This window comes from Ureaplasma rhincodontis (assembly GCF_057537535.1).
In genome coordinates, this window is record NZ_BAAKAX010000001.1 from 169,703 (window position 1) to 183,177 (window position 13,475).

Genomic DNA, 13,475 nt, shown 5'->3' on the forward strand with positions numbered 1-13,475 from the left:
AACTTGGAATTGTTACTTTTTTTACATGAAATCAAAATAATTTATTTTGGATTCATGTTTTTTCAATATAAAAACTATCATTTGAAAAGCGCTTATGCTTATTATGATAGTTTTATAAAATAGATTTTGATTTATTTTAGTTATTTCTTTTTCTTCTTAATAAGAAAATTGTTAAGGCGACAATAATTGCAATTATAAGAATTGCACCTATTGTGCCTCCAGCAATTGCAGCAGTGTTATTGTTTTTTGTCGTTTCTCCGCCATTATCTGGTGTTGGAGGAACTGGATTTGGTGTTTGGTTGTCACCGCCACCTTGGTCAGGTGCTGGAGGAGTTGTGTTATTGTCTCCGCCTTGGTCAGGTGTTGGAGGGGTTGTATTATTGTCTCCGCCTTGGTCAGGTGTTGGAGGAACTGGTGTTGGAGGATTGAATTTAAGAACGAAAGGTATAGTGTCAATTGTCTTAGTAGTTCCTTCTGGCAAATATGTCGATGAATTTTCTAATAATGTTTTAATTTCAAAATTAAATAAAGAAGTATCTGTGTTTGTTTTTTCTACCTTTTCTAATCTAATATCTGAATTAATATCAGCAATTGATAATTTCAAAGCTTTTAAAATTTTAAAATTAGCAAATGGGTCTCTAAAATCAATTGCTTTTTGAGCCATTTTTTCATTGAAAGAAGTAATTTCAGAATTTAATTCTGTGTTAAAAGCCGTTACTTTAGATTCATCATATTCTCCGCCATCAAGTTGATGATTTGCTAAATTAGAAGTGAATGTCATATTTGGAATTAAATTAACTTCACTAGTTGCAGTTAATTTTCCGTTAGCGATACTATTAACAACAGCATTTCTTAATGATAAAGTTGCAGTTACAGTATTTGAATCATTAGTTTTCACAAAAGAATCAATTGCTAATTGCGCCCTTTCAGGAGCATATTTAATATCAAAACTGAATCCATACATTAACATTGGAAAGTTTCTTTGATCAGCCCTAGAAGGAATATTTGTATTTCATTTATATATTTCTTTCTGAAGTTGAAATTTGATGTCATTAAAATCCTTCTCTTGAACATTGATTTGAGTTGCTTGTTGATTATGGCGGTTAAAAATTGTTTCTTCAGGAGGTTGTGTTATTCAAACAAATGGAATTGAATAATTAAATGATGGTCAATAATTAATTGTGTTATTTTCATCAAATTCTACATATCTAAAATACAAATCAGCAGACAAAGTTTTTGCTTCTGGTCCAGCCAATATAAAGTATTTAGCTTTTTCTGACATTGATAAAGAATTAAATTTTATTCTATTTCATGAATCGGATCATGGAAAATCAAATTTAAATTTATTTACATTAATGTAGACTGTTAAATTTTTTTTGCTTGTTGGTGAATTTTTTCTAATACCAATAAAGTTTAATTTTTCATTCGTATAATATTCATCTGGCAAATTAGCAAAGTAAGGGTCTAAAGAGTTGTCAGAAGTATAAAAGGCATTTGAACCTATTATTACATTATTTGGAACAAAGACTTTTTTAATAGGAGAATTGTAAAAAGCTGATGTTTTTATTTCTTTCAATTTAGTATTACTTAAATCGATTGAATTAATTTTAGATTCTGCAAAAGCATAATTATCTATAATTTCTAAAGTAGTTGGAAATTGAATAGATTCTAATGCTGTAAATTTAAACATATCTCTTGAAATGTTTGTTGACATAACATTATTAAAATTTAAAACTCTTTTTAGAGAACCACAATTAGTAAAAATACTTGGTTCAAAATAACTAATTCGATAGTCGCTATATTTATCAAAGACAACTTCTTCCAAACTAGAAATTTCACGGAAAGAATTTTCTTCCACTGCTGTTAAATTAGTGGCATTTGAAAAATCAGCTCTAATTATTTTATTATTAACAACAGTATACTTGTCTTTATATAAGCCGTGCATATGAGCCATATGAGCAGTGTTTGAAGCAAATGCACCATACTTAATAACTGTCGTGCTAGCTGGAATTACCATATTAATATAAAAATTTTTTCTACCATATCACTCTTTAACTTTTTTGATTTTAAGCCCCATTAATGAGTGAACATTACCACTTACGTTGATTTCAAAATCTGATTCAAGTGTAGTATAAATAGTGCTCGTTGCGCCATTTACCATTACTTGAGTTTCTTCTCCTGCTGCTGGTCAAGTGATATTTTCAAGAGAATTTGTAGCTAATTGGTTTTTAATTTTTTTATTCTTTTGAGTAGCGTTTAAATTAGTAACAAGAGTTGAACTTAAGACTCCAGTTGTTAATATTAAAGCACTAGTCATTAAAATTATTTTGTTATATTTTTTCATTTTTTCTCATTTTTTTAAATCTAAATTAACACTAATTAATTTTATCAATTAATTTACTTTAAAAAATAAATTGATATATTAACATCAATAATTATTAAAAAACTATCACATTAAATGACATCTGCATTTTTTTGATAGTTTTCAAAAAATAAATTTTAATCAAAATCTCTGTTTGCTTTTTTTCTTTTTCTTAATAAGAAAATTGTTAAAGCGACAATAATTGCAATTATAAGAATTGCACCTATTGTGCCTCCAGCAATAGTTCCAGCACTATTATTTTTTTCAACATTTCCACCAATGTCTGGATTTTGATTATTCTCTCCCTCTTGATCTGGTTCTGGAGGAACAGGATCTGGATCTGGCTTTGGAGGAACAGGATCTGGCTTTGGAGGAACAGGATCTGGTGTTTGGTTGTCACCGCCACCCTGATCAGGTGGTGTAGGAGTTATATTATCGTTTCCGCCTTGGTCAGGGTTTGGTGGACTTGGAATGTTAAATTTAACAGAAAACGGAATTGTGTCAATTGTTTGTACAGCTAATTCTTGTAAATAAATTGAAGGATTTTTTATCGCTTTGATTTCAAAATTTATTAAAAGATTATCATTATTTGGTTTTTCTACTTTTTCTAATCTAACATCTCAATTAATATCAGTAATTGATAATTTTAAAGCTTTTAAAATTTTGAAATTAGCAAATGGGTCATTTAGATCAATTGTTTTTTGAGTCATTTTTTCATTGAAAGAAGTAATTTCAGAATTTAATTCTGTGTTAAAAGCCGTTACTTTAGATTCAGCATATTCTCCGCCATCAAGTTGTTGATTTGCTAAATTAGAAGAGAATGTCATATTTGGAAGAATACTCATTTCACTTGTTAAAGTTATATTTTTATTAGCAATACTATTAACAACAGCATTGCTTAATGTAAATGTAGCTGAAACAGTAGATGAATTGATTTTTTCAAAGGTGTCAAGAGTTATTTTTGATTCATTTGAAGCATCTTTAATTTTAAGATTAAATCCATCCATTAAAATTCTAAAATTACTTGGATCGTTTCTAAGAGAAATGTTTGTATTTCATGTATTAATATTTTGTTCAAGTTTGATTTTAATTTGATCTAAATGTTTTTCTTGAATATTTGATTGAGTTGGTCTATCATTTCAAGTAACAAAAACAGTTTCTGGCGGAGGCATATGATCAATGTAATTTACTTCAAAAAGTTCTGAAAATGTCATATCAAACTTATTTGTATTTTTATTAATACTTAGTGTTCTAAAATACATTTCAGTTGATAAAATTTTTGTTTCAGGTCCAGCAACTATGAAATATTTATTTTTTTCAAATAACGTTAAATCATTAAACATTCTTCTATTTCAATCTGTTGAATATTTAAAATCAGATTTAAAACGATATTCATTAAAATAAACTGTTATTTTTTTCTTGCTTGGAGCAGCGGTTAAGTTTTTAAAACCAATTTTTTTCAATTCATTCAAATTGTAATATTTTGCAGGCATATTAATTTGATAAGGTTTAATAGAATCGTTATCAGAATAAAACGCATTCGAACCTATTACGAAAACACTATCAGGAATATAAAGACTTTGAATAGAAGAATTTTGAAATGCTCCTTCTTGTATTTTTTGAATTTTAGTATCTTTTAAATTAACTGTTTTAAGTTTAGTTCCTGAAAAGGCATAAATACCAATATTTATTAAATTAGGTTGTAATTTTATATATTCTAAACCTGAATTTTTGAACATATCATTTTGAATATAACCAATATTAAGACGATCAAAATTTATGACTTTTTTTAATTTTTTACAATTTTCAAAAATAGCATTTCCTAAACCATCAATATAATAAGTTTTATTTTTATCAAAAAAAACTTCTCTTAATTCTTGTAATCCATTAAAAACTTTATGATTAATGTTTTTTAATCCTGCGGTCTGCGTAAAATCAACTCTAATTATTTTGTTATTGGCGTTAACATATAAATCGCCTTCTATAGAATGCATATGGGCCATATTACTAGAAACAGAAGTGAATGCACCAATTTCAATGTCTGTTACATGAGAGGGTATCATTACATTAACATAAAAATTTTTTCTGGTAGATCATTTTTTAGCAGCAGATTTTTTAAATCCCATAAGACTATTTGTATTATGACTTCCATTAATTTCATATTCTGCTGCAAATGGAGTATAAATGGTACTCATTACACCATTTATCATAGTTTGTATTTCTTGCCCTTCTGCAGGTCAAGAAATATTCTCAAAAGAATCTCTGGTGAATTGTTTTTTCAACACTTTATTCTTCTGAGTAGCATTTAAATTAATAGCAACAGTTGAAGCCAAAACTCCAGTTGTTAATAATAAAGCACTAGTTATTAAAATTATTTTGTTGTATTTTTTCAAAATTTTCCCTTTATTTTTTAAGAAATTACAAATTATATTTTAATATTTTATTTATTTTTCTTATTGTAATAAATATCAAAAAATAATTTCAATAAAAAAATAAAAGATATATATTTTGACAAATATCATCAAAAAATCATCACTTGAATTTTTTAATTTCTTGTGATGATTTTTTAAAAAAATAAATTTTGATTAATAATTTTTATTTGTTTTTTCTTCTTCTTAAGAAGAAAATAATCAAACCAACAATAATTGCAATAACGATGATTGTGCCCACCGTTCCTCCGGCAATTGCAGCAGTATTATTATTTTTTGTTGTTTCTAAATTTTCTTCAGGTTGTTCTGGTCCTGGAGGTGTTGTATTATTGTCTCCACCTTGATCTGGGTTTTGGTTATCTCCTCCACCTTGATCTGGTCCTGGAGGTACTGGATCTGGGTTTTGGTTATCTCCTCCACCTTGATCTGGGTTTTGGTTATCTCCTCCACCTTGATCTGGTCCTGGAGGAACTGGATCTGGGGTTGTAGGGCTAAATTTAAGAACAAAAGGTATAGTTCCAATTGTTTGTACAACCAATTCTTGTAAATAAATTGAAGGGTTTTTTGTCGCTTTGATTTCAAAATTTATTAAAAGATTATCATTATTTGGTTTTTCTACTTTTTCTAATCTAACATCTCAATTAATATCAGTAATTGATAATTTTAAAGCTTTTAAAATTTTGAAATTAGCAAATGGGTCATTTAGATCAATTGTTTTTTGACTCATTTTCTCATTAAAATAAGTAATTTCGGAATTCAATTCACTATTGAAAATTGTTACTTTGTATTCATCATAATTTCCACCGTCAAGTTGATTATTTGTTAAGTTAGAAATTAATGTCATATTTGGAATTAAATTAACACTGCTAGTTGCGGTTAATTTTCCATTAGCAATACTGTTAACAACAGCATTGCTTAATGTAAATGTAGCTGAAACAGTAGATGAATTGATTTTTTCAAAGGTGTCAAGAGTTATTTTTGATTCATTTGATGCATCTTTAATTTTAAGATTAAATACGTCCACTAACATTTTAAAGTTACTTGGATCATTTCTAGAAGCAGGGTTCGCATTTCAAAAATCAATTTCTTTAATAAGTTGTGCTTCGATTTTCAAGTAATTTTTTTCTTGAATTTGAGTTTGAGTTGAAATTTGATTATTAAGTTCAAAAATAGTTTCTGCTGGCGGCATTTGAGCAAAATAATCAATATTATAATTATGTGCAGGTGTGATTGAAGGGAAATCAGATATATCATTCATAACTGCATTTCTAATGTAAGCTTCTCCTGGTAAAGTTTTTGCATCAGGTCCCGCTAATATAAAATATTTAGCTTTTTCTGACATTGATAAAGAATTAAAATTATCTCTAAAATCAACTCCTAGTCCAAAATCAGTTTTAAATTTATTCTTGTTGAAATATACTTTTATTCTTTTTCTAGAAGAAACAGTAGGCTTAAGACCAATAAATTCTAAAAAATCACTCCTATAATTATTTGCTTCCATATTTACTTTGTAAGCATCTAATTTGTTTTTATTTTTATAGAAAGCATTTTTTTCAATATGAACTCAATCAGGAATTCAAGCTGCTTTAATATTAGAATTATAAAAAGCACCTTCTTTAATTCTTTCTATTTTAGTATTGCTTAAATCGGCTGTTTGAAGATTGGTTCCATCAAAGGCGTAAATTCCTATGGTTTTTAAATTAGAAGGAAATTTTATATGTTCTAATTTAACAGCATATTTAAACATGTCATTTGAAATTTCATCAGATTGAAAATTATCAAAGTTAAAAACCTTTCTTAAAGAACGACATTCTCTAAAAATAGCATTTCCCAATCATGTAATATTATATGTTGCATTTTTAGCAAAATAAACTAATTCGAGATTTTGAAGACCATTAAAAGCATTATTATTAATTGCTGATAAATTTTTTGAATTTGTAAAATCAACTCTTAATATTTTATCATTAGAAAGAATATAATTATTTGAATCTGTTTTATGATTATTAGGTAATAATTGATAATTAGAAGTAAATGCTCCTTCATCAATTATTGTAATGTTAGAAGGGATTTCCACATTAATATAATAATTTTTTTCGTTACTAATTCTTTTAATAAATTCGGTTGTAAAACCTTTTAAAGTATTACGATGACCATAAAGCTCAATATCGTAATCTGATATAAATGGAGTATAAATAGTACTCATAACACCGTTTATTTCGGTTTGAATGCTTTTCCCTCTTTTTGGTCATTTAAAATTATTAGAATCTATCGAAGTAAAATTCTTTTTAGTGTTTTTTTGTTTTTTGTTAACATTAGAGTTTAATGTGGTTGTTAAAGTTATAACTGAAATTCCAGTTGACAAAATTAAAAGATTGCCAATTCAAAACTTTTTGTTTATTTTTTTCATTTTTAGATATCCTTGATTTTTAATTTTTAAAATTAATTTAAAGTGAAATTAAAAAGTTATTAAAAATGAAATTATAAAATTATTTTAGCAATTATTATTATTATTTGTTTGTTATCTTTATTTAAAAAAACTATCGGTTAAGAACATAAATATTTTTTATCCGATAGTTTTATATAAATAATTTTAATTAATTTTGATTGTTTTTTCTTCTTCTTAATAAGAAAATTATTAAACCAACAATAACTGCAATAATAATTGCACCTATTGTACCACCAGCAATTGCAGCAGTGTTATTGTTTTTTGTTGCTCCTTCATTATTATCAGGCGTTGGAGGTACTGGGTCTGGGTTTTGGTTATCTCCGCCATCTTGATCTGGTCCTGGAGGAACTGGATTTGGGTTTTGGTTATCTCCTCCACCTGGGTCAGGTGTTGGAGGTACTGGATCTGGGTTTTGGTTATCTCCGCCACCTTGATCTGGGTTTTGGTTATCTCCGCCACCTTGATCTGGTCCTGGAGGAACTGGATCTGGTGTTATAGGACTAAATTTAAGAGCAAAAGGTATAGTTCCAATTGTTTTAATAGTTACTGCTGGTGAATAAGTTAATGATACTAATAATGTTCTAATTTCAAAATTAAATAAAGAAGTATCTGTGTTTGTTTTTTCTACTTTTTCTAATCTAATATCTCAATTAATATCAGTAATTGATAATTTCAAAGCTTTTAAAATTTTGAAATTAGCAAACGGATCATTTAAAATAATTGATTTTTTAGAGATTTTTTCATTGAAAGAAGCAATTTCAGAATTTAATTCTTTTTTAAAAGCCGTTACTTTAGATTCAGCATATTCTCCGCCATTAAGTTGATGATTTGCTAAATTAGAAGTGAATGTTATATTTGGAATTAAATTAATTTCACTAGTTGCAGTTAATTTTCCGTTGGCAATACCATTAACAACAGCATTGCTTAATGATAAAGTTGCAGTTACAGTATTTGAATCACTAGCTTTCACAAAAGAATCAATCGCTAATTGCGCATTTGCAGGAGCATATTTAATATTAAAACCGAATCCATACATTAACATCAGAAAGTTATTTTGATCAGCTCTTGAAGCAACATCTGTGTTTCATTTTTGTATTTCTTTTTCAAGTTGAACTTTTACTTCATTTCAATCTTTTATTTGAAGATTAATTTGAGTTGTTTGTTGATTATGACGCTCGAATATTGTTTCACTAGGTGGCATCTTATAAACAAAATTATTTGCATAATTAAATGATGAAATAAAAGTCGATATATTTTGTTGATGAGTTTCTTGTCATTCTGCAGGTCAAGTTATATTTTCAATAGAATTTGTAGCAAATTGATTTTTAGTCGTTTTTTTATTTTTAGTAGTGTTTAAATTAGTAACAAGAACTGAAGTTAAAGCTCCAGTTGTTAATATTAAAGCACTAGTCATTAAAACTAATTTATTATATTTTTTCAAATTTTATCCTTTATAGTTTATACAAAATAACAATTATATTTTAACATTTTTTTACATACACATATTATATATTTATGTAAAAGTAATATTAAAATTAAAAACTATCACTTGATAAGCAAAGCTTTGCAGGTGATAGTTTTTATTAAAAAATGAATTTTGATTAATTAATTTTAATTGCTTTTTCTTCTTCTTAATAAGAAAATTATTAAACCAACAATAACTGCAATAATAAGAATTGCACCTATTGTACCACCAGCAATTGCAGCAGTATTATTGTTTTTTGTTGCTTCTAAATTTTCTTCGGGTTGTTCTGGTCCTGGAGGTGTTGTATTATTGTCTCCACCTTGATCTGGGTTTTGGTTATCTCCGCCGCCTTGATCTGGTCCTGGAGGAACTGGATTTGGGTTTTGGTTATCTCCTCCACCTTGATCTGGGTTTTGGTTATCTCCTCCACCTTGATCTGGTCCTGGAGGAACTGGATCTGGTGTTATAGGACTAAATTTAAGAACAAAAGGTATAGTTCCAATTGTTTTAACAGTTCCTTCTGGTAAATAAGTTGATGAATTTTCTAATAATGTTTTAATTTCAAAATTAAATAAAGAAGTATCTGTGTTTGTTTTTTCTACTTTTTCTAATCTAATATCTGAATTAATATCAGTAATTGATAATTTCAAAGCTTTTAAAATTTTAAAATTAGCAAATGGGTCATTTAGATCAATTGCTTTTTGAGCCATTTTTTCATTGAAAGAAGCAATTTCAGAATTTAATTCTGTATTAAAATCCGTTACTTTAGATTCGGAATATTCTCCACCATTAAGTTGGTGGTTTGCTAAATTAGAAGTGAATGTCATATTTGGAATTAAACTAACTTCACTAGTTGCAGTTAATTTTCCGTTAGCAATGCTATTAACAACAGCATTACTTAATGATAAAGTTGCAGTTACAGTATTTGAATCATTAGTTTTCACAAAAGAATCAATCGCTAATTGCGCATTATCAGGAGCATATTTAATATCAAAACTAAATCCATACATTAACATAGGGAAGTTTTTTTGATCAGCTCTAGAAGGAACATTTGTATTTCATTTTTGTATTTCTTTTTCAAGTTGAACTTTTACTTCATTTGAATCTTTTATTTGAAGATTAATTTGAGTTGCTTGTTGATTATGACGCTCGAATATTGTTTCACTAGGTGGCATCTTATCAACATAATTAATTTCATAATTAAATGATGAAATAAAAGTCAATATATTTTGTTGATCGAATTCTATATTTCTAAAATAAATATCAGCTGATAAAGTTTTTGTTTCTGGACCAGCCAGTATAAAGTATTTAGCTTTTTCTGACATTGATAAAGAATTAAATTTTGTCGAAGCTGCTGATTGAGAACCCGGGAAATCAAATCTAAATTGATTTGTATTAAAGTAAACTGTAATATTTTTTGCTTTTGTTGGCGCACTTTCTTTAATGCCAATGAAATTTAATTTTTCATCTGTAAAGTATTCCTGTGGCAAGTTTGCATAGTAAGGATTTAGAGAATTAGCAGTAGTAGAAAAAGCGTTTGATTCTATTATTACATTATCAGGAACAAAAACTTTTTGAATTGAAGAATTTTCAAAAGCTGATGCTTTTATTTCTTTCAATCTAGTATTACTTAAATCGATTGAATTAATTTTGGATTCTGCAAAAGCATAATTATCTATAGTTTGCAAAGTGATTGGGAAATCAATAGATTCTAATGCTGTAAATTTAAACATATCTGTTGAAATGTTTGTTGACATAACATTATCAAAATTTAAAACTCTTTTTAGAGAACCACAATTAGTAAAAATACTTGGTTCAAAAGAATTAATTCAATAGTCGCTATATTCATCAAATACGACTTCTTCCAAACTAGAAATTTCACGGAAAGAATTTACTTCCACTGTTGTTAAATTAGTAGAATTTGAAAAATCAGCTCTAATTATTTTATTATTAACAACTGTATATTTATCATTATATGAGCTATGCATATGGGACATATGAGCAGTGTTTGAAGCAAATGCACCGTACATAATAACTGTTGTGCTAGCTGGGATTACCATATTAATATAAAAATTTTTTCTACCATATCACTCTTTAACTTTTTTTATTTTAAGCCCCATTAATGAGTGAACATTACCACTTACGTTGATTTCAAAATCTGATTCAAGCGTAGTATAAATAGTGCTCATTACACCATTTATCATTGCTTGAGTTTCTTGTCCTTCTGCAGGTCAAGTTATATTTTCAAGAGAATTTGTAGCAAATTGATTTTTAGTCGTTTTTTTATTTTGAGTAGTGTTTAAATTAGTAACAAGAACTGAAGTTAAAGCTCCAGTTGTTAATATTAAAGCACTAGTCATTAAAACTATTTTGTTATATTTTTTCAAATTTTATCCTTTATATTTATAAAAATTAACAATTATATTATAACTTTTTTTTACATACATATATTGTATATGTATGTAAAAAGTAATATTAAAATTAAAAACTATCACTTGACAAGCAAAGCTTCACATGTGATAGTTTTTATTAAAAAAATAAATTTTGATTAATTAATCTTAATTGTTTTTTCTTCTTCTTAATAAGAAAATTATTAAACCAACAATAACTGCAATAATAATAATTGCACCTATTGTACCACCAGCAATTGCAGCAGTGTTATTGTTTTTTGTTGCTCCTAAATTTTCTTCAGGTTGTTCTGGTGCTGGAGGTGTTGTATTATTGTCTCCACCTTGATCTGGGTTTTGGTTATCTCCGCCACCTTGATCTGGTCCTGGAGGAACTGGTTCTGGTGTTATAGTACTAAATTTAAGAGCAAAAGGTATAGTTCCAATTGTTTTAACAGTTCCTTCTGGTAAATAAGTTGATGAATTTTCTAATAATGTTTTAATTTCAAAATTAAATAAAGAAGTATCTGTGTTTGTTTTTTCTACTTTTTCTAATCTAATATCTGAATTAATATCAGTAATTGATAATTTCAAAGCTTTTAAAATTTTAAAATTAGCAAATGGGTCATTTAGATCAATTGCTTTTTGAGCCATTTTTTCATTGAAAGAAGTAATTTCAGAATTTAATTCTGTATTAAAAGCTGTTACTTTAGATTCAGCATATTCTCCGCCATCAAGTTGGTGATTTGCTAAATTAGAAGTGAATGTCATATTTGGAATTAAACTAACTTCACTAGTTGCAGTTAATTTTCCGTCAGCAATACTATTAACAACAGCATTACTTAATGATAAAGTTGCAGTTACAGTATTTGAATCATTAGCTTTCACAAAAGAATCAATCGCTAATTGCGCATTATCAGGAGCATATTTAATATCAAAACTGAATCCATACATTAACATCGGGAAGTTTTTTTGATCAGCTCTTGAAGCAACATCTGTGTTTCATTTTTGTATTTCTTTTTCAAGTTGAACTTTTACGTCATTTGAATCTTTTATTTGAAGATTAATTTGGTTTGTTTGTTGATTATGACGCTCGAATTTTGTTTCACTAGGTGGCATATTATTAACATAATTAATTTCATAACTAAATGCTGGAGATATAACCATTTTGTTTGTTTGATCTATTGTTGCATTTCTAAGATATATTGCCGGTGATAAAGTTTTTGCATCAGGTCCAGCCAATATAAAGTATCTAGCTTTCTCACCAAGCATCAAACGATTAAAACCATCTCTAATTAAATTTATATCTCCTGGGAAATCAAAATCAAATTTATTTTTATTAAAATAAACTGTAATGTTTTTCTTTGTTGTAGGTAAATTTTTATTAATACCAATATAATTTAATTTTTCAGTTGTATTGTATTCTTGTGGCAAGTTTATTAAGTATGGATCAATTGAATTGTTTAAAGTTTGAAAAGCATTTTGACCTATTGTTACATTGTCAGGAACATAAAATCTTTCAATAGTAGAATTTTTAAAAGCATTAAATTTTATATCTTTAAGTTTTGTGTTTTCAAAATTAATTGTTTTAAGCTTAGTTCCTTCAAATGCTGAGACATTTACTGTTTCGAAATTAGGTGGTAATTTTATATGTTCCAATGCAGTGTTTCTGAACATATACATAGGAACATAAGTTACTTCAACTCTATCAAAATTTCAAACGTTTTTCAAAGATGTACAATTTTCGAAAGTTGATTGGCCGATTGAATTAACGAGATAATTAGCACGTTTGTTAAATTCAACATCTATTAGTTGACTTGCAGATTCAAAAGCATAGTGACCAATTGTTTTTAATCTTGTTGAATTTTTGAAATCTACTCTAATAATTTTATTATTTACATTAGAACGAAGAGATTTATTTGTACTATTAGATGGCATATGAGCTTCATTAGAAGTAAATGATCCATCATGAATGTCAGTTATAGATGAAGGGATTACTGCATTAATGTAAAAATTTTCTTTAGTAGATCATTTTGTAATAGCTTCAGAAGTAAATCCAAATAAATTATCAATATGAGAAGCACCATAATTATCTTTATCGTATTCTGATACAAGTGGAGTATAAATAGTGCTCATTACACCATTTATCATTGCTTGAGTTTCTTGTCCTTCTGCAGGTCAAGTTATATTTTCAAGAGAATTTGTAGCAAATTGATTTTTAGTCGTTTTTTTATTTTGAGTAGTGTTTAAATTAGTAACAAGAACTGAAGTTAAAGCTCCAGTTGTTAATATTAGAGCACTAGTCATTAAAACTATTTTGTTATATTTTTTCAAATTTTATCCTTTATATTTATAAAAATTAACAATATATTATAACATTTTTTTA

At 27.3% G+C, this 13,475-nt stretch carries 6 protein-coding genes; all 6 read right to left on the minus strand.

What is annotated here, in order from left to right; all coding sequences use genetic code 4:
* Positions 1-136: 136 nt before the first annotated feature.
* Entirely contained in the window at positions 137-2,344 is a 2,208-nt protein-coding gene (locus tag AC27EK_RS00830; RefSeq protein WP_487231472.1) for a leucine-rich repeat domain-containing protein, read from the minus strand.
* A 155-nt stretch (positions 2,345-2,499) separates the two neighbouring features.
* Entirely contained in the window at positions 2,500-4,755 is a 2,256-nt protein-coding gene (locus tag AC27EK_RS00835; RefSeq protein ID WP_487231473.1) for a leucine-rich repeat domain-containing protein, read from the minus strand.
* A gap of 202 nt (positions 4,756-4,957) precedes the next feature.
* On the minus strand, positions 4,958-7,198 hold the full coding sequence (locus tag AC27EK_RS00840) for a leucine-rich repeat protein (protein ID WP_487231474.1): 2,241 nt from the start codon (positions 7,196-7,198) through the stop codon (positions 4,958-4,960).
* 187 nt (positions 7,199-7,385) lie between these two features.
* Entirely contained in the window at positions 7,386-8,678 is a 1,293-nt protein-coding gene (locus tag AC27EK_RS00845) for a proline-rich domain-containing protein (RefSeq protein WP_487231475.1), read from the minus strand.
* A 170-nt stretch (positions 8,679-8,848) separates the two neighbouring features.
* Positions 8,849-11,089: a leucine-rich repeat protein gene (locus AC27EK_RS00850; RefSeq protein ID WP_487231476.1), complete on the minus strand. Its 2,241-nt coding sequence runs from the start codon at positions 11,087-11,089 to the stop codon at positions 8,849-8,851.
* 171 nt (positions 11,090-11,260) lie between these two features.
* Positions 11,261-13,423, minus strand: a complete 2,163-nt coding sequence (locus AC27EK_RS00855; RefSeq protein WP_487231477.1) for a leucine-rich repeat domain-containing protein — start codon at positions 13,421-13,423, stop codon at positions 11,261-11,263.
* Positions 13,424-13,475: the final 52 nt, after the last annotated feature.